Consider the following 26,028-nt stretch of genomic DNA (forward strand, 5'->3'; position numbering starts at 1 on the left):
ATCTCGCAAGATAAAAAACAATAGAACAACAAAGCGCTTAATCGTTATTAAATAGCTCTTTATCGTATTTATTGCTCTTTTTTGAATTGTGAATTTATAGTTTATATTCAGATAAAGGCTTAGGAAACTGCTCTGGATTAGCAGCTAAATGGTACCTTGGGTCGTCTATAGCTTCAACTATGACCTCTCTAAATTTAGGGCTCGACTTGTATAGTAATATTTTACAATCCTCGCTTAAATGCTTAAGTTTTATATTTTTACCTTCAGCTTCATATTTTCCTACTAAATTAAAAATAGCTTCAATTGCAGAATGATCACTTATACGAGATTCTACAAAATCTATTTCAATATTTTCTGGATCAGTTTTAACATCAAACTTATCGTTAAAGGCTTGAATACTTCCAAAAAATAATGGTCCCCAAATTTCGTAAACCTTAGTTCCATCCTCTTTCACGCGTTTTCTTGCTCTAATTTTCTTAGCATTCTCCCAAGCAAATACTAAAGCTGAAATTATTACACCAACAAAAACTGCAACTGCTAAATCTACAAATACTGTAACTAAAGACACTGTAATAAGCACGATAGCGTCAGACATTGGTATTTTCTTTAAAATTCTAAAACTAGACCATGCGAAAGTTTCAATAACCATCATAAACATTACACCTACTAAAGCTGCTATTGGCACCATTTCTATTAACTTATCTGCAAACAGTATAAACGATAATAAAGTAACAGCCATCATTATTCCAGATAAGCGTCCGCGTCCTCCAGCATTTACATTAATTACAGTTTGACCAATCATACCACAACCACCTGTTCCTCCAAATAAACCAGAAACAATGTTTCCTGCTCCTTGTGCAACACATTCTCTATTTCCGTTTCCTCTTGTTTCGGTTAACTCATCGACTAAATTCATAGTCATTAACGATTCTATTAAACCTACCGAAGCTGCTAAAAATGCAGGTAAAGCAATAAATTTAAGAGTATCTAAATTAAATGGTAGCTTTTCCCAAAGCTCCATGTTTGGTGTTGGAAACTCACCTTTTAAACCAGTTCCTCCTCCTTCAACAATATAAGATCCAACAGTAGAAACATCCATGTTAAAACCAATTACAATAAGACTGGTTATTAAAATAGCTGTTAATGCAGCAGGTATTTTTTTAGTGATTTTTGGTAATCCCCAAATTATTGCCATGGTTAATAACACTAAACCAATCATGATATATAATTCTGAACCTTGCATATAAGTACTTATATACTCTTTTACTCCTGCATCTGAAACTTGTAACGATTTATGCGAAAACATTTTCACTTGTGCCATAAAAATGACGATAGATAAACCGTTTACAAAACCCATCATTACTGGATGTGGAATTAAACGTACAAAGCGTCCTAATTTAAAAACACCAGCAAAAATTTGAATGATTCCCATTAACACCACACAAGCCATAAGGTAGAAAAAACCCATATTCTCAATTGGCATGTCCATTAACATACCTTTTGTGTGACCATCTGCAATCATAGTAACAAAAATTACAGCAACAGCTCCAGCAGCACCAGAAATTAAACCTGGCCTACCTCCAAAAACAGCAGTAATTAATCCTATAATAAATGCACCAGACAAAGCCATCAATGGATCTATTTGCGCAACAAAAGCAAAAGCCACCACCTCTGGTATCATTGCTAAAGACACGGTTATTCCGGCTAAAACATCATCTTTTGCATTTGGCACTATCTTTCTTATAAACTCAGTCATTATCTATTTTTTGAAGCCGCAAAAGTACGTTTAATTAATAGATACACAAACTTGCAATTCTTATATTTGTTTCATTCTGTATTATTAAATAATTTAAAATGAAGAAAATACTTATACTCCTACTCGTTATTTTTAGTTTTAGTTGTGATATTAAAACTAATTTTGATCTTACAACTGTTTTCGAAAAGTCTAATGGACTAGAAACTGCAACTTATGCCGAAACTATTACATATTACAGAGCTCTATCTCAAGAATATGCTTCTATCTCTATTGACTCTATAGGAGAAACAGATTCTGGAAAACCACTTCATGTTGTTACATTTAATATAGACAAAAACTTTGATTTTTCAGAAATAAGAAAAAACAAACGTATTCTTTTAATAAATAATGGTATTCATCCTGGTGAGAGTGATGGAATTGATGCCACGATGATGCTCTATAGAGATATTGCGCAAGGCAAAATTGAAGCACCTAAAAACACCGTTTTAGTTACTATTCCTATTTATAATATTGGAGGTAGTTTAAATAGAAACTCTACTTCAAGAACAAACCAAAATGGACCAAAAGAGTATGGCTTTAGAGGCAATGCTAGAAATTACGATTTAAACAGAGACTTTATTAAATGTGATACTAAAAACGCTAAATCTTTTGCGAAAATATTTCATTTAGTAAAACCAGATGTATTTATAGATAACCATGTTAGTAATGGCGCAGATTATCAATATACTTTAACACATTTATTTACACAACACAATAAACTTGGTGGAGATTTAGGTAAATACATACATACTGAAATGATGCCAAATCTAGAGCAAAAACTAGCAGCAAAAAAATGGGATATCACTCCTTATGTAAATGTTTACAACAAAATTCCAGATAACGGATTTTCTCAATTTAAAGATTCTCCTCGTTACTCTACAGGCTACACAACACTATTTAACGCTTTAGGAATGATGGTAGAAACACACATGCTTAAACCTTATAAGCAACGTGTTGAAGGTACTTATGAGTTAATTAAAAGCATGATAGAAATAATTGAAAGAGATAGCGAAAAGATAAAGCAACTTCGTAAAGAAGCTAACACCAATTTTATTTCACAAAAGACTTACACTTTAAACTGGACAATAGACACATTAAAACAGTCTACTCTAAACTTTAAAGGTTATGAAGGAGAAGTGATAACTAGTGAGATTACTGGAAAAGACCGTCTAAAATACAATCAGCAGAAGCCCTTTGAAAAAGTAGTTAATTACCAGAATTACTTTAAACCAGATGTTAAAGTAATAATCCCGAAGGCATATATTATTCCAAAAGGTTGGTATACTATTATCGACTTATTAAAGTTGAATAGCACCGAAATGTTTCAGCTAAAAAAAGACTCTACACTAACTGTAGAAAGTTATAGAATTGAAGATTATAAAAGTAATAAAACTCCGTACGAAGGACACTACCTTCATTTCAATACTTCCGTTTCTTCCGAAGAAAAAACAATAACGTTCAAAAAAGGAGATTATATAATTGAAACAAATCAACCAAGTTTTAGATATATACTAGAAACTTTAGAACCTCAGGCTGCAGATTCATTTTTTAATTGGAATTTTTTCGATACTATTTTACAGCAAAAAGAAGGTTTCTCTGCATATGTTTGGGAAGACAAAGCTTTAGAAATATTAAATAAAGATGACATATTAAAAGCTAAATTTGAAGCAAAAAAAAACACAGAAGAAGACTTTGCTAAAAGTTGGTATGCGCAATTAGATTGGCTGCATAAACATAGTGAAAACTACGAAAAAGCACATTTACAATATCCTGTTTATAGAGTATTGAACTAATAACAAACAAAAAGACCACTACAATTGTAGTGGTCTTTTAAAATTTAACTAATTAATTATATTAGTGATTAACTTGAAATTTTTTACTAAAAGTTCTAAAGTTAGATCTAAATGTAATTATATATAAACCATTAACTAATCCTTTAACATCTACGCTTGTTTTACCAAAAGTAGAGTTATCGAAAGAACCTTGAAGCACCTGTCTTCCGTTTAAGTCGATCATATTATAGTTCATAACCTCTACGTCTAATAATAATAACTCAACATTTAAGTTATCTACTACTGGATTAGGATATAATTTAATATCTACGCTATTCTCTGTACTTGGTAGCGCTTCTGTTTCAGAAACAGGAGTTTCACCTTTTACAGGCTTAACATCTGTTAATGTTGTTACTACAGTTCTAGGTGGTGGTGCAACAATAGAGAATGGCACTCCAACTTCATCAAACGACGCACAAACACCATTAGTAGTTATTGTATTTGCAACATCTGTAATTGTAGTATTACCTAACGAAATAGAATTTAAGTTTAAAGACGCTGCATTATAAACTAATGAATGTATTTTATAAGAACCTATAGAATTATATCCATTACTAAAAAAGAAAAAATTACTAGACACCTTATACTGCTCGATTACGCTATTATTACCTGGGCCTGTTCTAGATAAAAGTATAGCGGTATTATATCCTTCTGGCACAACTGTGTCTTGACCTAAAGCTATATTAACAGTTACTGAAGAATTTAAGTCAATAATAGAAATAATACCATTATTATCTAATGTTGTAGTTCCAGAATTGGCTTCACATAAAGTATCTCCTTCTGTAATTGTAAATGTAATCGTCTTTTCATCGCAAAGTGTACTATTACAATAATTACCACTAAACATTGATGCTTTCACTTCAAAAGTACCTAACCCTAAGTCCCATTCACCATTTCCTGCTGGAAAAGTATATGGAATATAGTTTTCAATTATAGAGTATTCTTCGTTTGTATCTTGGTTCTCAACATCAAGTCTCACACTTTCAGATACACCACTAACAATTGCGTCTATATAAAAATTAGATGGTAAATTGTTAACATGGTAAGTATTTCCATCTTCAATTGTAATATTTTCTGTTCCATTTGAGAATTGAAATTCTGTTATATCTCCACAGTTTTGCTCGAAAAGAGTAAAAGTGTAACAAATGTGATCACATCTTGTTCCTGCACAGTTATCGTACTTAAATATTTCAGAATAAAATTGAAAAGTACCAGTTCCTAAATTCCATGCTTGATTTCCACTTGGATAAGTATAAGGAAGTGAACTCGTACCATTTGTAAAAACTTCACCAGTATCTAAGTTCGTTATTTTATGAGAAGCACTTTCTGTCATTCCAGACACTACAACATCTACATAAAAATTATAAGGTAAAGAAGCTACATCATAACTTCCTCCATTTGCAATAGCAACTGTATTAGTTCCGTTAGAGAATGATAAGCCGTCAATTTCTCCACAAGATGGTGTATTTGTTATAGTAAATTTAATTTTATCTTTATCACAATATGATCCAGCGCAATTGCTATATTTAAAAATCTTAGCTTCAATTTCATATTCTGCAGCAGGTAAGTTCCAAGCTCCATTTCCTCCAGGAAAAGTATAAGGTAAATAATTTTCACCAATTGTATATTGCTGTCCTGTATTTAAGTTTTTAACCTTGATACTTGCACTCTCTGAAAAACCATCAACAATAATATCTGTATAAAAATTAGTTGGCAATTGGTCTAAAGAGTACTCTCCGCCTTCAACTATTGCTACGGAAGAATTTCCATTTGAGAATTCGAATCCTGAAATAGTGCCACATGGAGGATTATTTGTAATCGTAAATTTAATTTTTTCTTTATCACAATACGATCCATAACAATTATTATATTTAAAAATTTTAGCTTCTAACTCAAATTCACCTGTTCCATAAAACCATGCTCCATTTCCTCCTGGTGCTGTATAAGGTAAAGTGTTTTCGCCAATATTATAAGTTTGTCCTGTATCTTTATTTTTTAATTTAAAACTTGCACTTTCCGAGTAACCAGATACAATAAGGTCTACATAAAAGTTGTTTGGCAAATCTGACATAAGGTACTCAGCTCCATATTGGATTGCTGTAGATGAACTTCCATTAGAAAATTCAAAGCCAGAAATATTGCCACAATAAGTATCTTCTCTAGACTCTAATGTTTCGATAGTTGTTGCATAAGATTGTATTGAAAAACACAATGCAAATAGCATTAAAAGGTTCAGTATCCCTTTAGGCTGAGGGAGCTTAATAGGTAATTCTTTTTTCATGATTAATTAATTTTTAATTAGTAATAGCCCCGAAAAATATAAAAAACCGTTTGGAATTGTAGAATATTTTAGTCAAAATACAATAATCGTCTATGAAAGGTAAAAATGTATTACTAAGAATGTAGTGTGAAACTTCTTAAAAAAAAATTAGCCTTTTCTAGGCTAAAAAAGCGTCTAAACTAACTTTCTAATATTGGAATAAGAATTTGTTAAAGCTTGTTTTGATTTTTCACTATTTAGCCATTCCACTTTAGTAATACCTTCATCTTCTTGAGGAAATAATTCGCCATTAAAATCGGTTGTCATTTCAAACCAATACGTAATTTTAATTCTCAACTTATCGTTTCTTTTAAAAATATGATATGTTGTTTCTAAAGGCTTCACAATTTTTAATCCCGAAACACCAGTTTCCTCTTCTACTTCACGAAGTGCTGTATCTTCGATAGATTCTTTTTTTTCGGCTTTACCTTTTGGCAAATCCCATTTATTGTTTCGGTAGATAAACAATATCTCTTTGTCCTTATTATATACCTTTCCTCCACCAGCAATTACATTAGGTAGTTTTTTTAAAAACTTTTTTAAAATACTCTTTTCGTTATGATGTATAAACCTAACCGATTTTATTTTTTTCTTCTTTAAAACTTTTAAAGCCTGTTCCATATCGACATCCTTTAAAAGGAAGTTTTTAAAGTCGGTTTCCTTTTCAACTAAGGTTGTTAAAATGATTGGCTTATCGTTAACAAAAATGTAATACATAGTTTGGAGTCTAGCGAATAGTTAGCTTTGGTAAAAATATTATTTTTATTTTAGTTACGCACCTCTTAAAAAAATATTTTTTAGCTTTATAAGTAAGCCTATAAAATTAAATTATTGTTTATTTTTGCACCTATGATTTTCGACAAACACATTGCAAGGCAAGCCGCTAAGGTATTATTACAAATTAATGCTATTAAATTAAGCCCTAAAGAGCCATTTACTTGGGCTTCTGGATGGAAATCACCAATTTACTGCGACAATCGTATTATTCTATCATTTCCTCCAGTAAGAAATTATGTTCGTGAAGAAATGGCTAAATTTATTGAGCAACATTATGGAAAACCAGATGCAATTGCAGGTGTTGCAACAGGAGCAATTGGTATTGGAATACTAGTTGCCGAATATTTAGGGCTACCTTTTATATATGTAAGACCAGAAGCAAAAGGTCATGGTCGCCAAAACCAAATTGAAGGTTTTATTGAAAGCGGACAAAATGTTGTTGTAGTTGAAGATTTAATAAGCACAGGAAAAAGTAGTCTTAACGCTGTAAAAGCATTAAAAGAAGCGAATGTAAATGTAAAAGGCATGGTTGCTATTTTTACTTACGGCTTTGATATTGCTAAAGCGAACTTTGAAAAAGAGGACATACAATTACAAACCTTAAGCAATTACGACAACCTACTTATAGAAGCTGCCGAAACAAACTATATAAAAGAGGATCAATTAGAAACTTTATCTGCTTGGAACAGTAATCCAAGCGAATGGAATGCTTCTTGATATCTAAATACATAAAAAAGGCTATTTTAGCTATTATAAAAGAATAAATATATACTACCCTATTATGAATTTAGAATCACAAAAAGTAACCATAGAAAAATCTACTGAAGATACTTTCAATTTTTTAAGCGACGTTAAAAACTTTGAAACACTTATGCCAGAAACAATAAGTAAATTTGAACTCCTTGGTGAAGACAAATTTCTTTTTGCTTTAAAAGGTATGCCAGAGATTGTACTTAAGAAGAAAGAAACGGTACCTCATAGCAAAATAATACTTGGAGCCGCAGGTGGCAAACTAGATTTTTCTTTAATAGCAAGCATTACAGAAATAGACAGTAACACAAGCGAAGTTAAACTTAATTTTGAAGGTGAATTTAATGCAATGATGGCTATGATGATTAAAAAGCCCATAAGTAAATTTATTGATACTTTGGCTACAAACATGGTTAGCGCAGTTTAAAACAATAGATTCTTTTAATATAATAAAGTAATTTCATTTAAAGTAAATTCTTCAATAATTTCATCCTCTAGTAGGAGTACTAAATTTCCACTAGAAGAAATACCCTTTATAAAACCAGAAAACAAATCGCCTTCAGCATTTTTAAATGTTGAAGGTTTATTTTTCCTAAAGAGTTTAGATTCATAATCTACCTTTAACGCTTCAAAAGCTCCAGATTCTAATATTTTATAGGCAATTTTAAACTCGGTTAGAAACTTATGGAGCACTTCATCTAAATTAAAAGTTTTACCGTTGCTGTTTTTTATTGAAGTAGCACTACTTAAGTTATTAAACTCTGTTTGATTAACATTTAAGCCAATACCAATAATAGAATATTCTAATCGATTTTGTTTTACAACATTCTCAATTAAAACGCCTGCTATTTTTTTGTTCGCTGACAAAATGTCGTTAGGCCATTTTACAAATAAATTTGGCACATTATAGAATTTCAATGTTTTATATAACGCAAGAGAAGTAACAATACTAAGGTAAAATTGATTAGAAAACGTTAATCCTTTAATGCGTTTAAACACACTAAAGGTAAGGTTTTCACCTGCTTTAGCTTGCCATTGCTTCCCCATTTGTCCACGACCTTTGGTCTGTTGCTTTGCCACAACTACTGTGAAATCTTCAAGCGTCTCTACACTACTAATTTCTTTAAGAAAAGTATTTGTAGAATCGATGGCATCAAGTTTGATTATACGCATATAAATTGGTTATCTTCGTGGTTAAATTTTTATAACAAATCTTTATAATAATTTTAAAGTATAAAGAACCAAAAAATAATAACTTTGCACAAATTAAATTTGATTAATGACTAAAAAACAAGCAAATATAGATACACTAATAGCAACAATTATTAGTGGGATTGAAGATGTAAAAGGACAAGAGACAATTATTCTAGACCTAAGAGAGATTGAAAATACTGTTTGCGATTATTTTATAATTTGCGAAGGAACCTCTAATACTCAAGTTAATGCTATCGTAGGTTCAATACAGAAAAAAGTAAGCAAACAACTTAAAGATAAGCCTTGGCATATTGAAGGTCAAGACAATGCAGAATGGATTTTAATGGATTATGTAAACGTTGTTGTTCATGTTTTCCAGAAGCATATTCGCGAATATTATGATATTGAAAGTCTTTGGGGAGATGCCAAAACTACAATTATCGAATCTAAATTTTAAACCTATACATGGCAGAAAATAAAAAACCTCAAGCTCCTAAAAAACCTAAGTTTAATCCATATTGGATTTCTGGAGCGCTTTTAATTGCGTTAATCGCTTTTCAAGTTTTTGGTAGTAGTGATACTAACGATAATAAAAAAATAACACCAATAGAGTTCTTTCAAACTCTAAAAGATGGTGAAATTGATCGTTTTGATATTATTAAAAACACAGGATATGTAAAGGTTTACCTTACAGATGATGCCGCAAAATTAAAGAAGCACGCTAAATCTATTTCAACAGGTTTTAAACTAGGATCTACAGAAATACCTAACTATATTTTTCAATATGGTGATTTAAGTAATTTTGAAAACAAATACACTCAAATTATCGACGACAACAATCTTACTACAAAGTACGATAACGACAGAGAAGAAAATGTTTTAGCAGATTTACTTTTCAGCCTATTGCCATTCATATTATTAATTGGTGTTTGGTTATTTATAATGAAAAGAATGTCTGGAGGAGCTGGTGGAGGAGCTGGTGGACAGATTTTTAATATAGGAAAATCTAAAGCCAAGCTATTCGATGAGAATACTAAAGTAAAAACATCTTTTAAAGATGTTGCAGGTTTAGAAGGTGCAAAAGAAGAAGTACAAGAGATTGTAGACTTCCTTAAAAATCCGGAAAAATACACCTCTTTAGGTGGTAAAATTCCTAAAGGAGCTTTATTAGTTGGACCTCCCGGAACAGGTAAAACATTATTAGCTAAAGCTGTTGCAGGTGAGGCAAAAGTACCTTTTTTCTCATTATCTGGATCAGATTTTGTTGAAATGTTTGTTGGTGTTGGAGCTTCTCGTGTTAGAGATTTATTTAAACAAGCAAAAGAGAAATCTCCTGCTATTATTTTTATAGATGAAATTGATGCTATTGGTAGAGCAAGAGGAAAAAATGCAATGTCAGGAAGTAACGATGAACGTGAAAACACATTAAACCAACTACTAACAGAGATGGATGGTTTTGGTACAAATACAAATGTTATTGTATTAGCTGCAACAAATAGAGCAGATATTTTAGATAAAGCATTAATGCGTGCTGGACGTTTTGATAGACAAATACATGTAGATTTGCCAAACTTAACAGAAAGACGTGCCATTTTTGAAGTCCATTTAAGGCCTCTTAAAAAAGTTGAAGGTTTAGAAGTAGATTTCTTAGCAAAACAAACACCTGGTTTTTCTGGTGCAGATATTGCTAATTTATGTAACGAAGCGGCATTAATTGCTGCAAGAAACAATAAAAAAGCAGTTGACAAACAAGACTTTTTAGACGCAGTCGATCGTATTATTGGTGGATTAGAAAAAAGAAGTCACCTTTTCTCTGTTGAAGAAAAGAAAACAATTGCATACCACGAAGCTGGACATGCAACTGTAAGTTGGTTCTTAGAACATGCAGATCCTTTAGTAAAAGTAACAATTGTACCACGTGGACGCTCTTTAGGTGCTGCTTGGTATTTACCTCAAGAAGCTTACATTACTAGAACAAGCAAATTTTTAGATGAAATTTGTGTAACTATGGGTGGACGTGCTGCCGAAAGAATAATCTTTAATGAAATATCTACAGGTGCATTAAGCGATTTAGAAAATGTAACCAAAAAGGCGAAAGCTATGGTTATGATTTATGGCTTAAACGAAAAAGTTGGAAACATTACATATTACGACCCTGCTGGAGAAAGCGGTTTTGTAAAACCTTATAGCGAAAGTACTGCAGAGCTTATTGATAATGAAATAAAGAATATCGTTGAAACACAATACGATCGTGCTTTAGAATTATTAACATCCAAACGCGATGTGCTAGAGAAATTAGCACAGAGACTTATGGAAAGAGAAGTTATTTTTAAGGATGATCTAGAAGAAATTTTAGGAAAACGTCCTTTTGAGCCTATTGCAGAGAAGCCTTCTGAAAAACTTACAACAGATAACAAAGAAGAAAAAAAGGAAGAAGAATAGACTCCTAAATTATAAAATAGTCTTAAAATCTCAAATTAACGCTTATGTTAGTTTGAGATTTTTTATATTTGGTAATTGGCCTAAAGGTTTCGGTTAATAGCAATACATAAATGAGCATTTTTAAAAACATTTTTCGTTCTAAATCCGATAAAGAGAAAAAGGAGACTAGTAGCGATAACAGAGGTAAACACATGCCTCAAATTAAATTACCAATAGACGAGAGTTTTACTATAAACTTTAAAGCTAATGGTGGTAAGTTTTTATATTGCGAAAATCTAGATGAAGTCTTTGAAAATACAAATCTCATTTTTAAAGAAAATAATTGGACAGATAAACCTGGTTATTTTTACGATAAAAATCTAAAAGAGCGTTTTAAAAGCCTAAATCTAAAAACCGAGAGCTTAAAGGATGCTACCTACTTTTTTACAACTTGCGAGAATTTAATTGCTAACGATGGTTCTTTACTTATATCTTCTCTTCAAATTGCAGAATCTAAGCTAATCGAATTTCCTAACAATTTTATAGTCTTTGCTACTACAAGCCAGATTGTTACAAATATTGGAGAAGGACTTCGCCAAATTAAAAACAAGAATGCGCAAAAAATACCAACTAACATCACTACAATTAAACACTTTAAAGATCTTGAGGAAAAAGACTTTTTAACCTATGGTAGTGCTTCAAAAAACCTATATTTGCTGCTTCTTGAAGATTTATAATTAATGAAAGAAACTATTACTAGAGCACTTTCTGGAATACTTTTTATCTCGTTGCTCGTTGCATCGTTATTAAATCAGCATGCATTAATAATTCTATTTTTTATTTTTGGCATTATTGCCATAGCTGAATTTAAAAAACTTATTAATTTAAAAAGCTTTGTTCCTTACATTGTATTTACAATACTGTATTTTATATTTGGGTATTGGCAGTTGCTAATGAATTCTTCGGAAGGATTAAACGAGGCCACTCAAATACTACAAGTCATAACCATATTTGTTCAACTACTGTTAATTAAAGATTTGTTTTCAGAGAAAGAAATTCCGCTATTTAGTACAAAGCGTTTTATATTAACAACCTTCTATATTTCTAGCGCTTTTGTGTTTTTAATATTAATTGCAAACTTTAATCATGCTTTTACTCCTAAACTTTTATTAGGTTCTTTCATTCTTGTTTGGGTTAATGATTCTTTCGCATATTTAGTTGGAAAGAACTTTGGTAAGCAGAAGTTATTCCCTAGTATTTCACCTAAAAAGACTGTAGAAGGCTTTCTTGGTGGCTTATTATTCACCTGTATTGCAAGTTATTTTATTGCCACTTATACAGAAACTTTAAATTTTAGTAATTGGCTAATTTTGGCCGTAATTATTAGTGTTATTGGTACAATTGGAGACTTAATAGAGTCTAAATTTAAACGCCAAGCAAAAGTAAAAGATAGTGGCGTAATTATGCCAGGTCATGGTGGTTTGTTAGACCGTTTTGATAGTATTATCTTTGCTGCACCATTTATATATTTATTTTTAAGAATCCTACACTATGTTTCATAAAGAAGGCCATAAAATTATTGCTATTACTTTTATTATTATAGTTGCATCCTATTTGGCTGTAGATTACTTTATAAGTATTCCATGGCTTAAATACTTACTATTTGTAACGTTAGCTGTATTTCTATATTTAATACTTCAGTTCTTTAGAAACCCAAAACGTAACACTGTAAACAATGACAATCATGTGCTTTCACCTGTAGATGGTAAAGTGGTTGTAATTGAAGAAGTTTTTGAAAAAGAATACTTTAAAGAAAAGAGATTGCAAGTAAGTGTTTTTATGTCTCCTTTAAATGTACATGTAACACGCTATCCAATAAATGGTAAAGTGTTATTTAGCAAATACCATCCAGGAAAATATCTAGTTGCTTGGCATCCTAAAGCTAGTGAAGAAAACGAACGTACAACTGTTGTTGTAGAGAGTGAAACTTACGGAAAAGTATTATATAGACAAATTGCTGGAGCACTGGCAAAACGTATTGTAAATTACGCGAAGGTAGGTGACGATGCTATACAAGGTAGCGACTCTGGTTTTATAAAATTTGGTTCTAGAGTAGATCTATACTTACCTTTAGACACTAAAATTAAAGTAAATTTAAACGATAAAGTAAAAGGAGGCGAAAGCATAATTGCCGAATTGTAAAATGACTTCTGAGGAAATAAATATCGCATTTAATGAAGCTGTAGAGCGTGTAAACGCCCATACAGAACCTTTTCCTGCAGACTTCCTTCTTCGCCTATACGCTTACTTTAAAAAGGCAACCAATAACTACGAAAGACCTAGTAGTCGTACACCTATTATTAATGCCTTTAAAACCAATGCGCTTTTTCAAATTCGAGGAATTACGAATGATGAAGCAAAACAGACTTATATAGAATTGGTTAATAATTACTTTATTTATAGAAAGTAAACACGCGAAAAATATTTTAAAGCATTTAATAAATCTATTATATCTTTAAGTGGTATTGTATTTATTAAAATTATCACCTATAGATTTCCTCTAAAAGAAACAAAATCACTTTATACTTATAGAGCATAAACATCCATGAAAAACCAAGAGAATTGGGAATTCTCTCAAGGTTATTCTTCTAAAAAATGATACTGATTAGATTTGTAATACTACTTTTTAGTATCAATTTTATTGTAATTGTATTTAGTATTTCTAAAGAAATTAAATACAATTAGAACGGAGTTTAAAGCGTCTTAAGACATTCTAAACTCCGTTCTAATAATATTATGGCTTTGCTTCTAAAAAACGAGAATAAATCCTCTAATCTATTACAAACCCTAACACATTTCCTGTAGCTCCATTCGGAAAGCTTATTCCTAATAAAGCTGAAATTGTTGGCGCAATGTCTGTTATTTCAGTTTTAGTTAATGTGCTTCCTTTTTTAATACCATTACCATAAAATAATAATGGAACGTGTGTATCGAAAGTAGAACCAGAACCATGCGTAGAACCTGTTTTGCTATAACTAATTACTGCTGGATCTTTAACTAATATAATATCTCCAGAACGTTTTTGATGGTAACCATTTTGTAATAAAGCTTCTATTCCTGTAGAAAACGCTGCGTTTTGCATAGTTTCAGAAGAATATACCTTATCGATATGCTTGTAATTTATTACTTCATTTACAATCGCATATTGCACATCTTTTAAATTTAAATTTAATTGCTTTAAGCGTGATTTATCTAAAAATATTTGATCGTTACTAATACTCTCAATTAAATCTGAAGCTGCAAATTCTTTAACCAAAAAGGTATTTAAGTCCTTTTTAAATTCATCTTTATTAAAATAACCTGCAGGTATTTTAGCACTTTGCAAATATGCTGGCACTTCTACTGCTCCATGATCTGCAGTTAAAAACACAGTGTATTCTCCTACTCCTACTTCTGTGTCTAAAGCGTTAAATAAACGCTCTAAATCTTTATCTAAACGAATATAAGTATCTTCAATTTCCTTGGAGTTTACTCCAAAATTATGACCAACATAATCTGGACTAGAAAAACTAACCGTTAAAACATCTGTTATATTATCTTTTCCTAACTGCTCTCCTGCAATCGCTTTTATTGCAAAATCAGCAACAATACTATTTCCAAAAGGTGTTGCTTTAAGAATATCGAACCCTTTATTTGTATCTTTTAAAACGGCTAAATCATATGGAAAAGTAGCGGTTTCTTTACCTTTAAAACCACCTTCAAAAGCATTTAAATCACTTCCACTTTCTGTATATGTATCAATATTGTAGAATGTATTCCATTCGCGTAAATAGCTTTCGGCAGTATTTGAAGCATTAAACTCACTAACCCATTTTGGTAAGCTATTCATATAATAAGAAGAAGTAATAAAACTCCCTTCATCTCTTCCTCTAAACCAATATGCAGCATTTGCAGAGTGACCAGCTGGTAAAATTGCACCACGATCTTTTATAGAAATACCAATAGTTTTTCCTCGCATTTGTGTGAATAATCTATTCTCATCTGCAAAGGTGGTTGTTTTCATTCTATGTGGTGACATACGTTCTGCTTCAGCATCACTTCCAATAGCTAATACATTAGAATCTCCTGCACAATACACAGTTTCTTTACTAAATTTATCATACCAATAATTTGCAATTATTCCATGATTTTTTGGTGAAGTTCCTGTGAAAATTGAAGCATGACCTGGTCCTGTATAAGTAGGCACGTAATTATAATGGTTATTTTTACAATTAAAGCCATCATTAATTAAACGTTTAAAACCATCATTTCCATACTTACTATAAAAACGTGTTAAGTAATCGTACCTCATTTGGTCCACAACAATACCAACTACCAATTTAGGTCTAGCGTTTAAAACAACCTCGTTTTCAATTTTAGATTCTATTACATTTTTTTGCGTTGTGCAATTGAAAAAGAATAATAATAAAAATATACTTGATAAAAATCTCATGGTTTGTACTTTTGTTTTTCATTACAAAAATAAACTATTTTAAATGTCTTAATTTAAAATTATCGTTAAATACACTTACATCTATGTAAATATATTATTCAATTATATATAAAATTGGTTTTAGATTTTTATACTTTAGCAATTAATACAATTAGGTTTTAAAACAAATAATAAAACCTTAATCGTTTCAATACTTATATGCAGTATCTACACAATATTGGCACTTACTTTTTAATGATTATAGAAATGTTTCGTAAGCCTACGAAATGGTCTGTAATGAAAGAACTTATACTTAAAGATATAGACGACTTAATAATTGGTTCTATAGGTATCGTTGCCTTTATTGCCTTTTTTGTTGGTGGTGTAGTTACTATTCAAACCGCATTAAATATTGATAATCCATTAATTCCAAAAGAATTAATTGGTTTTGCCACAAGACAATCTATTCTATTAGAATTCGCGCCTACATTTATGTCCATTATTATGGCAGGAAAAGTAGGTTCATTTATAACCTCAAGCATAGGAACTATGCGTGTTACAGAGCAAATTGATGCCTTAGAGGTTATGGGAATTAACTCATTAAACTATCTTGTTTTTCCAAAACTGGTTGCAATGGCTTTTTATCCATTTGTAATATCTATTGCAATGTTTCTAGGTGTTATAGGAGGTTTAATGGCGTGTATTTATGGTGGTTATGCTTCTGCAGATGATTTTATTACAGGAATTCAACAAGAGTTTGAACCTTTTCATATTGTTTACGCTTTTATTAAAACATTTTTATTCGCCTTTGTTTTAGCTACCATACCTTCTTACCATGGGTATTATATGAAAGGTGGTGCTCTCGAAGTTGGTGAAGCAAGTACTACGTCTTTTGTTTGGACTAGTGTCGCTATTATTATTATAAATTATTTAGCAACTCAATTATTACTAAGCTAATGATAGAAGTAAAAAACTTACATAAATCGTTTGGAGATGCTCATATTTTAAAAGGTATTAGTGCAACATTTCATCAAGGAAAAACAAACCTAATTATAGGACAAAGTGGTTCTGGTAAATCGGTTTTCTTAAAATGTTTATTGGGATTATATGATTATGAACAAGGAAGCATTGAGTACAATGGTGAAGTTTTCGCTAATTTAACTGAAGACAAAAAAAGAGATATGCGTGCAAAAATAGGCATGGTATTTCAAGGTAGTGCTTTATTCGATTCTTTAACAATTGAAGAAAACGTAATGTTTCCATTACGCATGTTTACCAAGCTTAAAAAAGATGAAATGCGTGATCGTGCAGCCATTGTATTAAAACGTGTAAACCTTGAAGACGCTCACAATAAAATGCCAAGTGAAGCTTCTGGAGGTATGCAAAAACGTGTTGCTATTGCACGCGCTATTGTAAACAATCCTAAATATTTGTTTTGTGATGAGCCTAACTCTGGTTTAGATCCTAAAACAGCCATTGTAATCGATAATTTAATTCATGAAATTACCGAAGAGTATAAAATTACAACTGTAATTAACACTCACGACATGAACTCAGTTATGGAAATTGGAGATAATATTATGTTTCTTAAAGATGGCTTAAAAGCTTGGGAAGGTACAAAAGACACTATATTTAGAACAGATAACGAAGTTGTTACAGACTTTGTATACTCTTCAAACTTATTTAAAAAAGTACGCGAAGCTATTTTGAAAGAGAATAGTTAATTTCACTTCTTCACCTCTATAACTAAGGTGTCTAACTTTAGTTTAAATTTCAACCAGGTCTCTATTTTTTTCTGTTGAATTATATTTAAGCTGTCATTAGCAATAGAATCTTTCCATTTAATACTAAACACATTAATAGTATCAATAGTCTTAAAGTTAGAATTTATTTTTGAAGCATAACCAAAGGCATCAAGGTTTTCATAATTAATTCTTACTTCTTCAGTTAAGCTTTCAAACGGAATTTGATTACGTTCAAATTTTGATAGATTTTTAACCTTATCTTCTAAGTAAGTAATTTTTTGCTGTTGAGACATTAAGTCTAAAGAATCACGATTTCTTAGCTCTTCCATATACTCAAGATTATTAACCACTCTATTTTTAGTTTGATTTACTAACAACTGTGTTTTACCATCTAAATTTGAATATGCAGACAGACGCGATTCTATAACTCTTTTTGTGTCATCCGAAATAATATCTGCACCAAACGTAGTTAATTCAATTTTCGAAATAGCCTCAGGATGATACTCAAACGTTGCATATTTTTCAATATAATTAGCATTTGGCAACGCTTTTAACTCATTAGTTATAAACTTTTTAGCATCTGCCTCAAACTGACTCTTTTTTAGCACGCTTAAAAAGGTCATAATAGCAGGTATCATAACAACTACAGCGACTAAAGATGCTATTCTAGCTATACGCTTTCGCTTTGCTGAATTAGCATATTTAAGCATTGGAAAACGTAATAATTTTAACACTAAAAATGTCGCCAAAGCAATAAATATAGTATTTATGGTAAATAAATACATTGCGCCTTTAGCAAAACCAATACCTTTAGCTACATCTCCAGAAACTGCTACTGCCAATCCATAACCAGCTGTACATAAAGGAGGCATTAATGCTGTTGCAATGGCAACACCAAAAATTACAGAAGCAATTGTTCCTTTTTTTGTTTTTGCTATAATAAGTGCTAAGCCACCAAAAAAGGCAATTAAAACATCTCGAATATCTGGCTGTGTTCTTCCTAAAAGCTCTGAAGTATCTTCACTTAACGGAAATAACCAAAAGAATAGAAATGCTGTTATTAAACTTAAAACAATCATCGTTGTTAAGTTTACAAGCGAGCGTTTTAAAGTATCGATATCGTTAATTGCAATAGCTAAACCAATTCCTAAAATTGGTCCCATTAATGGTGAAATTAACATGGCTCCAATAACTACTGCTGCAGAATCTGCATTCAAACCAACAGAAGCAACAAAAATGGAACAAATTAAAATCCATGCAGTTGCTCCTTTAAAGGGTATATCTGCTTTTATGGCATCTATTGTGGCATCTCTATCTGTATCATCTCTAAAATCTAGCAGTTCGTTAAAGAAAGATTTTATGCTATCAAAAAAATTTAAAGCGTCTTTTTTTACGGTTTCTTTAGATTCCTTTACAGCTTCGTCTTTTTTTAGAGCTTCCTCTTTAGCTACTTGCGCTTTGGCTGCTTCATCTTTTTCAGACTCTTCAGCGAAATTAAATTTACTTTCGTCGCTCATGTTTACTTTTAGTATCTTATCCTAAATGGTCTCCAAATTTAGCTTTAACCTTTTGAAGCACTTTTTTAATATCTTGTTCTTTTGTCTTTGGAAAGATAAGCAAAACTTCATCTTTATCCACAATTATATAATCTTGCAAGCCATCTACAACCACAACTTTATCTGCCTTGGTACGTATCATGTTGCCCGAAGCATCTTCGGTTAATGTTCTTGCGTTTACAACTGCATTGTTATTTTCGTCCTTATCTAACTTATCGTATAAACTTCCCCAAGTACCAAGATCGTTCCAATCGAAGGTAGCAGGTAAAACAAAGACGTTTTTAGATTTTTCCATTAAAGCATAATCCACCGAAATATTTTCAGCCTTACCATAATTATCTCTTATAAAATCGTCTTCAAAATCTGTATTGTAGGTTGGAATTCCTTTTTCGAATAGTTGAAATAATTCTGGTTGATTATTTTGAAAAGCTTCCACTACACTTTTAACACTCCACATAAAAATACCAGCATTCCATAAAAAATTACCTTGATCAATAAAGCTTTTAGCCGTTTTATAATCTGGCTTCTCACGAAATTGATTTACAGATTTTATATCATTTTCTGAAGCCTTATCGTATTCTATATAACCATAACCAGTATTAGGAAATGTTGGTGTAATACCCAATGTCATTAAAGCATCATTATTCTCGCAAAAATTAAAAGACTGTTGCACATTATCTGTGAAGGCTTTTTCGTCTTCAATCCAATGGTCACTTGGTGCAACTATCATTACTGCATCTTTATTTTCTTTCTGTATTTTTAAAGAAGCATATAAGATACAAGGCGCAGTATTACGCATTGCTGGCTCTAAAACCACTTGTCTTTTAGTTACCTCTGGCAATTGCTCGAACACTAAATCGTTATAACGCTCATTAGTTAAAATAAAAATATTTTCTTTTGGTATTAAAGTAGCTAAACGATTAAACGTTTTTTGAATAAGTGTATCGCCAGTTCCAAGCATGTCGTGAAACTGCTTTGGAAAATTTTCTGTACTTACTGGCCAAAATCTTGAACCTACTCCTCCAGCCATTAATATGGCATAATAATTTTTATTTTTCTTTTCCATCATTCCTTTTATGTCATTCCTGCGAAGGCAGAAATCTATTATAAAACATATCTTAACATTGTGGATTCCTGCCTACGCAAGAATGACAAGTGTTATTTATTAATAACTAAAACGCTGCTTCCAATTCATGAGACATCTTCTTTCGAAGGTATTGGTTCCACCTCTGCATTTGGATTAAACAAATATACTTTACCTGTTGCAAGCTCTACACATTCGTAACGTTTAGTCCGTTTTTTTCCTTTTTTAAAAATTTTATTATTTCTAAATTGAAACGTTTCACCCAAAGGTAATTCAAATATAAAGGTTTTATTATTTGGTGCGTCGAATTGCCTTAAAGCTAAGGCGAGATGCACATCTGTATCGCTAGACGCTTTTGGGTTTTTAAAATGCCTTGCTAATAATGGTAATAAATCCACAGGAAACACTTCTGGGTTTATAAATGGTAACATTAAATGCTGAAACGTTCGCTTCCACTCTAATCCATGTGGTTTTATAAATCTTCCGTAATTTTTATAAGCTTCGAAATGAGCTATTTCGTGAACAAGTGTAATTAAAAAACGGTAGCTATTAAGGTTATTATTTATAGTTATTTGGTGTTTATTATTTGGTAATTTTCTATAATCGCCATGTCTGGTTTTGCGTTCCTTTTTAACTAAAACCACTAAATTATCATGCTCTAAAAGTTGAACAACTCTTGGAATGGCTTGACTTGGAATGTGATTTTGTATTGTATTTTGCATTGGTACAAAAATAAGAAAAGGGAATTGACTTTATATAATTTTACAATTAACTTAATGTATCTTCTAAACCCCATTTATCTAAACCTCTTAAAATATGTTCCAGCGATTCTCCTCTTTTACTTAATTTATATTCTACTTTAGGAGGAACTACAGGATAAATTTTTCTGGAAACAAGCCCATCTTTTTCCAACTCTCTTACTGTTTGAGTAAACATTTTATTAGAAATTCCTGGGATTTTCTTTTGTAATATTCCAGAACGCAATCCACCTTCTAATAAATGAAATAAAACTAAAGGTTTCCATTTTGTTCCTATTAAACTCATTGTATAATTTAAAGGACAAGTATTATTTTTATTCAAATTACATATTTAAATTACTTATTATCAATAATTTACTCTTTTAGGTGACTATAGTACCATTTAGTAAGTTATTGCCAATATGGCAAATATAAATTAATTTTGTAATCTAAATTAGAAATTATGACAACTAATAAAAATTATCCTAAATCATTTTCACATATTGGTATTACGGTTCCAAATATAAAAGAAGCAGTAAAATTCTATTCGGAAGTCATGGGTTGGTATGTAATTATGGAACCTTCTACAGTTAAAAAAGAAAAAGAAACTGCAATTGGACAAATGTGTATTGACGTTTTTGGAAACGATTGGACAACTTTTGAAATTGCACATTTAGCAACTTCAGATGGTATTGGTATTGAATTATTTTCTTTTCCAAACGGAATCAAAGAAGCTCCCGAATTTAATCCTTTTAATACTGGACTTTTTCATTTTTGTATACAGGATCCAAATATTGAAGAATTAATTGATAAAATTGTTGCTTATGGTGGAAAACAAAGAATGCCTATAAGAGAATACTACCCAAAAGACAAGCCTTTTAAAATGTGCTATGTTGAAGATCCCTTTGGTATTGTTTTTGAAATTTACACACATAGTTATGAGTTAACTTATTCTTCAGGTGCTTATTCAAAATAAAGGCCAATACCTGCATTATATAAAAAACCCAAAGCTATTTTTAGTTTTGGGTTTTTTAGTTGGTAACTTTTTATAGTTACTAGATTTTGGATTTTCACTATTTATTTAAAACTAGTACTATCAAAAAAGTTCTAAAAATAAAAAAACCTAATGAGATAATGCAGTATTAATCAATTTCTAAACAGAAAAAGTGATTTGACTTTGTCAAATCTCTCTGCTAACTTCGTTTAACGTATGGTATAAAACATTGAAACGATTTTATATATGCAAGTCTACGGCATATCTAAACGAGAGCTATATACTTTTCTTGATTACTAAAACTTTTAACTATTTAATCATTTATTATATTTATTTCTGATTTAAGATATTTTCAATTTATAGCTTTAAATTTGAGGCATATATCATTTATAACTAATAGATAAATTAAAAAATGAATAAAATAGAGTATATAGAAAATGAGCTTTCTGAATTAAGAAATGAATTGAAAAATCATAAACTTTATGAAAATTTACGTAACATTAATGACATAAAAATTTTTATGGAAAATCACGTATTTGCAGTATGGGATTTCATGTCTCTTTTAAAGAATCTTCAAATAAACCTCACTAAAGTTCAAACACCTTGGACACCACCAAAAAACCCAAAACTATCAAGATTTATAAATGAAATTGTTCACGGAGAGGAAAGTGACATTAATGAATTGGGAGAACCAAAGAGTCATTTTGAGATGTATTTAGATGCAATGTTCCAAGTAAATGGAAATACCAATAAAATCAATGATTTTATTAAGCTTATTGAATTAGGGAATTCAGTCGAGTATTGTTTGAGTCAAGTTAATGTCGATACAAGAATAGCTAATTTTGTTAAATTCACATTTTCGATTATTGAAACAAACAAGCCACATCTTGTAGCTTCTGCATTTACATTTGGACGAGAAGATGTTATTCCAGATATGTTTATCGAAATTCTTAAGAATTCAGATTCTGAAAACAAAGTGTACAACAAAATAAATTACTATCTCGAACGACATATTGAACTTGACGGAGATGAACATGGCCCTCTATCTCTTGAGATGATTTCTGAATTATGTAAAGATGATGAGCAAAAATGGAATGAAACATTAACAGTAGCGAAACAATCATTAGAAAAACGAATTGAACTTTGGAATGCTATATCTGATTTAATCCAGAATAAAAAGCCTGCATATAACACCGTGTATAATTAATTTCTTGCTTCTAGCCTACGTGGAAATTCCTTCGAAATTCCCTCTGGTTCGTTTAATTTTTACAAAATTAGTTGCTTAACCACGCAACCAACCGTACATGTTAAACGAAACCATAAAAAAATCACTTAACTCAAAGGATATCTATTAAAAAAACTTACTTGTAATGCTTTTTTTGCATCTTTTAAAACTTGACCTACTTCATTAATAGTACTATTTCGTATTTGAGCAATTTCTTCTAAAGTTAATTTTTGATTTGTATACAACTCAAACACATTTCGCATTGCCAAAGGCAAGTTATGCAACACCATTGCTGTGTGGTTTTTAATGTCTTGAATACTTAAATTTTTATCTATTTTACTAATCAATGCTTGTTCACTATCTTCTATAAAGACATCACTCAATACATAATCATTATGGTTATAAGACATATCATCCAATTCTTCAACCATCAGTAAATCTCCACCAGCATCTACACTATATTTCTCCTGCATTTCATCCCATTCTGGTTTGGAATAATCATCTATGTTTTTAAAGAAAATTTCATCAAACTCCTCTTCCACAATAGCATCTTCCAACAAGTCATTGGTTTTTTTAAATAACCACATATAGAAATCTTTTTCATTCTCAACATCTTCAATGTTATCGTAAATTTCAATAAATAATTGATCGATAAAATCATCAGCCTTATATTTCCCTTTGGAAAAATCTCCTTTTTTTATAGCTGTATCTAACCTTCCATTTACATACATTTTAATTTCAGGCATTATTTTTAATACTAACGCATTAAAAGACGTTTGACTATCTTCTTTTTTTAGCTGAATAAGACTTGAAAAGGAATTGGTTACGAATAGACGGAACTCTTTTTTACTTTCGTAATATGAAACATTGGTTTGCATAATATATTTACTTAAATAGTGAAATATAAAAGTATCAGTTTTTCATTTTAATGAATATGATAAAAATCAGTTCAGTACAAAAAAATGAAATTATATTTAGACGTCCTTAAATAATTATGCACTATCAAAGTATAGGTTATTAATTTAATTAAAAAAACTCCAAAACTTAAAAAGCTTTGGAGTTTTTATTTTATAAAATTTCTAAAACTACATTCTCTCAGGAACACTTATTCCTAACAATTTAAACGCATTTTTAATAGTACTTCCTACTGTTTTAGATAACTGCACTCTAAAGACAACAGACTCTTTATTATCGTTACCCATTACAATTGGCAAGTTTTGAAAGAATGAATTGTACTCTTTTACTAATTCGTAAATATAGTTTGCTATTAAAGCAGGACTATAATTATTTGCAGCACTTTGTATTATTTCTGGAAAACCTTGTAATTGTTTAAGTACTGCTTTTTCTTTGTCCTCTAACTTATAATTTACATCGACTGTGCTAAGTGTAACACTATCGTTTTTTAAAGTAGTCTCAGCTTTACGTAAAATAGATTGTATTCTAGCGTAAGTATATTGTATAAAAGGCCCAGTATTACCTTGAAAATCGATAGATTCTTTAGGATCGAAGAGAATACGTTTTTTAGGGTCTACTTTTAAGATGTAATATTTTAAAGCGCCTAAACCAATAGTGTTATATAAGTCTAATTTTTCTTCTTTACTGTAGCCATCAAGCTTTCCTAATTCTTCAGAAATTTCTTGTGCTGTGCCAGACATATCTGCAATAAGATCGTCTGCATCTACAACTGTTCCTTCTCTACTCTTCATTTTTCCGCTTGGTAAATCTACCATACCATAACTTAAATGAAATAGGTTTTTAGCCCAATCGAAACCTAATTTCTTCAGTATTAAAAATAAGACCTGAAAGTGGTAATCTTGCTCGTTACCAACAGTATAAACCATACCACCAACATCTGGAAAATCTTTTAAACGTTGTATTGCTGTACCAATATCTTGCGTCATGTAAACAGCTGTACCATCACTACGCAGTACTATTTTTTCGTCTAGACCGTCTTCGGTTAAATCGCACCAGACAGAACCATCTTCTTTTTTAAAGAATACTCCTGTTTTTAAACCTTCGTCTACAAATTCTTTTCCTAATAAATAGGTTTCGCTTTCGTAATACAAGGTATCGAAATCGACACCAAGGTTTTTGTAAGTAACATCGAAACCAGCATAAACCCATTGGTTCATCGTTTTCCAAAGTGCTACAACTTCTTTATCACCAGCTTCCCATTTTTGAAGCATTTGTTGTGCTTCAATTAAAATTGGTGCTTCTTTTTTTGCCTCATCGTTAGTTTTACCTTCAGCAATTAAAGCAGCTATTTCTTTTTTATATTCTTGATCGAACTTTACATAGTAATTACCAACCAGCTTGTCTCCTTTTAAGCCTGTAGACTCTGGAGTTTCAGCATTACCATAACGTTGCCAAGCTAACATACTTTTACAAATATGAATACCACGATCGTTAATTATCTGTGTTTTATATACTTTCTTACCAGAGGCTTTAATAATTTCGGCAACACTATAACCTAATAAGTTGTTACGAATATGCCCTAAATGCAAAGGCTTGTTTGTGTTTGGCGAAGAATACTCTACCATTACAGCTTTATCTTCTGCTTTAGGTGTTGTAAATCCAAAAGTGTCTTGATCTTTAATCTCATTGAAAAATGCTACATAATGCGCATCTACAATTTCAATATTTAAGAAGCCTTTTACTACGTTAAACGCTTTTACTTCTTCTACATTATCCACTAAAAATTGACCAATAGCTTCTCCTATTTGTACAGGATTTCCTTTTACCACGCGCAACATTGGAAACACAACTACTGTAATATCTCCAGCAAATTCTTTACGTGTTGCTTGAAATTCTACGGTTTCTAATTCGGCTTTATAAACTGTGCTAATAGCTTGTTTTACCGCTTGTGTTAATGTTGCTTGAAGGTTCATTTTAGGTCTAATTTTAGACCGACAAATATAGTATATATTGACTTAACATAATTTATAATCTTTTGATTTCTCTATAGGATTTTTAGCCAAGCAAAAAAAACAAGGTTTATAGTCTAAAAAAGGTATAAATAATCCTTTCTTTCTTCCTCTAACAGATCTAAAACTATGTTAGCAAACCTTAGTTTTTTAGCAGAAAAAACAACATTATGCATTTCATCGACAAATCGAATATTTTTGTA

Annotated in this window: 24 protein-coding genes; 13 read left to right on the plus strand and 11 right to left on the minus strand. The window is 30.9% G+C overall.

Annotated elements, in window-relative coordinates; genetic code table 11:
- Positions 1-94: 94 nt before the first annotated feature.
- Positions 95-1,756, minus strand: a complete 1,662-nt coding sequence (locus CW733_RS08360; protein WP_100996764.1) for a SulP family inorganic anion transporter — start codon at positions 1,754-1,756, stop codon at positions 95-97.
- A gap of 98 nt (positions 1,757-1,854) precedes the next feature.
- Here CW733_RS08360 and CW733_RS08365 point away from each other — a divergent pair, with 98 nt between their 5' ends.
- The gene (locus CW733_RS08365; protein ID WP_100996765.1) at positions 1,855-3,588 is read left to right on the plus strand and encodes a M14 family metallopeptidase; all 1,734 of its coding nucleotides are present in this window, start codon (positions 1,855-1,857) and stop codon (positions 3,586-3,588) included.
- A 61-nt stretch (positions 3,589-3,649) separates the two neighbouring features.
- Here the strand turns inward: CW733_RS08365 and CW733_RS08370 are convergent, their stop codons facing one another.
- Together CW733_RS08370 and CW733_RS08375 are read right to left on the minus strand one after the other, a co-directional pair.
- Entirely contained in the window at positions 3,650-5,908 is a 2,259-nt protein-coding gene (locus tag CW733_RS08370; protein ID WP_100996766.1) for a T9SS type A sorting domain-containing protein, read from the minus strand.
- Positions 5,909-6,082: 174 nt separating this feature from the next.
- Entirely contained in the window at positions 6,083-6,664 is a 582-nt protein-coding gene (locus tag CW733_RS08375) for an NUDIX hydrolase (protein ID WP_100996767.1), read from the minus strand.
- A gap of 132 nt (positions 6,665-6,796) precedes the next feature.
- Between CW733_RS08375 and pyrE the strand changes: the two genes are divergently transcribed.
- Both pyrE and CW733_RS08385 read left to right on the plus strand, forming a co-directional pair.
- Positions 6,797-7,441, plus strand: a complete 645-nt coding sequence (gene pyrE, locus CW733_RS08380) for an orotate phosphoribosyltransferase (RefSeq protein ID WP_100996768.1) — start codon at positions 6,797-6,799, stop codon at positions 7,439-7,441.
- A 64-nt stretch (positions 7,442-7,505) separates the two neighbouring features.
- Positions 7,506-7,901: an orotate phosphoribosyltransferase gene (locus tag CW733_RS08385; protein WP_100996769.1), complete on the plus strand. Its 396-nt coding sequence runs from the start codon at positions 7,506-7,508 to the stop codon at positions 7,899-7,901.
- Between the two features lie 14 nt (positions 7,902-7,915).
- On the opposite strand, the gene CW733_RS08390 is transcribed toward CW733_RS08385, so the two are convergent.
- A complete protein-coding gene (locus CW733_RS08390) occupies positions 7,916-8,647 on the minus strand; it encodes a biotin--[acetyl-CoA-carboxylase] ligase (RefSeq protein WP_100996770.1) in 732 nt (243 codons plus the stop codon).
- A 106-nt stretch (positions 8,648-8,753) separates the two neighbouring features.
- On the opposite strand from CW733_RS08390, the gene rsfS reads away from it, so the two are divergent.
- The 6 genes from rsfS (at position 8,754) to CW733_RS08420 (ending at position 13,559) form a co-directional block, all read left to right on the plus strand.
- Complete coding sequence (gene rsfS / locus CW733_RS08395; RefSeq protein WP_100996771.1) at positions 8,754-9,125, plus strand: ribosome silencing factor; 372 nt, start codon at positions 8,754-8,756, stop codon at positions 9,123-9,125.
- Positions 9,126-9,133: 8 nt separating this feature from the next.
- The gene (gene ftsH, locus CW733_RS08400) at positions 9,134-11,110 is read left to right on the plus strand and encodes an ATP-dependent zinc metalloprotease FtsH (RefSeq protein ID WP_100996772.1); all 1,977 of its coding nucleotides are present in this window, start codon (positions 9,134-9,136) and stop codon (positions 11,108-11,110) included.
- Between the two features lie 110 nt (positions 11,111-11,220).
- Entirely contained in the window at positions 11,221-11,826 is a 606-nt protein-coding gene (locus CW733_RS08405; protein ID WP_100996773.1) for an LUD domain-containing protein, read from the plus strand.
- Between the two features lie 3 nt (positions 11,827-11,829).
- Entirely contained in the window at positions 11,830-12,651 is an 822-nt protein-coding gene (locus tag CW733_RS08410; protein ID WP_100996774.1) for a phosphatidate cytidylyltransferase, read from the plus strand.
- Positions 12,641-13,291 carry a phosphatidylserine decarboxylase family protein gene (locus CW733_RS08415; RefSeq protein ID WP_100996775.1) on the plus strand — a complete coding sequence of 217 codons (651 nt, stop codon included), beginning with the start codon at positions 12,641-12,643 and terminating at the stop codon, positions 13,289-13,291. Before CW733_RS08410 ends, CW733_RS08415 begins: the two co-directional genes overlap by 11 nt.
- A gap of 1 nt (position 13,292) precedes the next feature.
- Positions 13,293-13,559 (plus strand): acyl-CoA-binding protein, encoded by a 267-nt coding sequence (locus CW733_RS08420; RefSeq protein WP_100996776.1) that lies wholly within the window; start codon positions 13,293-13,295, stop codon positions 13,557-13,559.
- Between the two features lie 360 nt (positions 13,560-13,919).
- On the opposite strand, the gene pafA is transcribed toward CW733_RS08420, so the two are convergent.
- Positions 13,920-15,581, minus strand: coding sequence for an alkaline phosphatase PafA (gene pafA, locus CW733_RS08425; RefSeq protein WP_100996777.1), 1,662 nt, complete (start codon positions 15,579-15,581; stop codon positions 13,920-13,922).
- A gap of 198 nt (positions 15,582-15,779) precedes the next feature.
- Here pafA and CW733_RS08430 point away from each other — a divergent pair, with 198 nt between their 5' ends.
- Positions 15,780-16,517, plus strand: coding sequence for an ABC transporter permease (locus CW733_RS08430; protein WP_100996778.1), 738 nt, complete (start codon positions 15,780-15,782; stop codon positions 16,515-16,517).
- Positions 16,517-17,284 carry an ABC transporter ATP-binding protein gene (locus CW733_RS08435; RefSeq protein WP_100996779.1) on the plus strand — a complete coding sequence of 256 codons (768 nt, stop codon included), beginning with the start codon at positions 16,517-16,519 and terminating at the stop codon, positions 17,282-17,284. The genes CW733_RS08430 and CW733_RS08435 overlap by 1 nt, the downstream gene beginning before the upstream one ends.
- A gap of 2 nt (positions 17,285-17,286) precedes the next feature.
- On the opposite strand, the gene CW733_RS08440 is transcribed toward CW733_RS08435, so the two are convergent.
- The 4 genes from CW733_RS08440 to CW733_RS08455 all read right to left on the minus strand — a co-directional run bounded on the left by CW733_RS08440 (position 17,287) and on the right by CW733_RS08455 (position 20,989).
- Positions 17,287-18,822, minus strand: coding sequence for a DUF389 domain-containing protein (locus CW733_RS08440; protein ID WP_100996780.1), 1,536 nt, complete (start codon positions 18,820-18,822; stop codon positions 17,287-17,289).
- A 16-nt stretch (positions 18,823-18,838) separates the two neighbouring features.
- The gene (locus tag CW733_RS08445) at positions 18,839-19,927 is read right to left on the minus strand and encodes a mannose-1-phosphate guanylyltransferase (protein ID WP_198520131.1); all 1,089 of its coding nucleotides are present in this window, start codon (positions 19,925-19,927) and stop codon (positions 18,839-18,841) included.
- Between the two features lie 125 nt (positions 19,928-20,052).
- Entirely contained in the window at positions 20,053-20,667 is a 615-nt protein-coding gene (locus CW733_RS08450) for a SprT-like domain-containing protein (protein ID WP_100996781.1), read from the minus strand.
- Between the two features lie 46 nt (positions 20,668-20,713).
- Positions 20,714-20,989: a helix-turn-helix domain-containing protein gene (locus CW733_RS08455; protein WP_100996782.1), complete on the minus strand. Its 276-nt coding sequence runs from the start codon at positions 20,987-20,989 to the stop codon at positions 20,714-20,716.
- A 156-nt stretch (positions 20,990-21,145) separates the two neighbouring features.
- On the opposite strand from CW733_RS08455, the gene CW733_RS08460 reads away from it, so the two are divergent.
- Entirely contained in the window at positions 21,146-21,658 is a 513-nt protein-coding gene (locus CW733_RS08460) for a VOC family protein (protein ID WP_100996783.1), read from the plus strand.
- Positions 21,659-22,088: 430 nt separating this feature from the next.
- Positions 22,089-22,883 (plus strand): DUF3050 domain-containing protein, encoded by a 795-nt coding sequence (locus CW733_RS08465; protein ID WP_100996784.1) that lies wholly within the window; start codon positions 22,089-22,091, stop codon positions 22,881-22,883.
- Positions 22,884-23,008: 125 nt separating this feature from the next.
- Here the strand turns inward: CW733_RS08465 and CW733_RS08470 are convergent, their stop codons facing one another.
- Both CW733_RS08470 and argS read right to left on the minus strand, forming a co-directional pair.
- Positions 23,009-23,779, minus strand: coding sequence for a sigma-70 family RNA polymerase sigma factor (locus CW733_RS08470; RefSeq protein ID WP_100996785.1), 771 nt, complete (start codon positions 23,777-23,779; stop codon positions 23,009-23,011).
- A gap of 207 nt (positions 23,780-23,986) precedes the next feature.
- Positions 23,987-25,789 carry an arginine--tRNA ligase gene (gene argS / locus CW733_RS08475; RefSeq protein WP_100996786.1) on the minus strand — a complete coding sequence of 601 codons (1,803 nt, stop codon included), beginning with the start codon at positions 25,787-25,789 and terminating at the stop codon, positions 23,987-23,989.
- Between the last annotated feature and the right edge of the window lie 239 nt (positions 25,790-26,028).

Origin of the sequence: Lacinutrix sp. Bg11-31 (genome assembly GCF_002831665.1) — a bacterium.
Lineage (GTDB): Bacteria > Bacteroidota > Bacteroidia > Flavobacteriales > Flavobacteriaceae > Lacinutrix.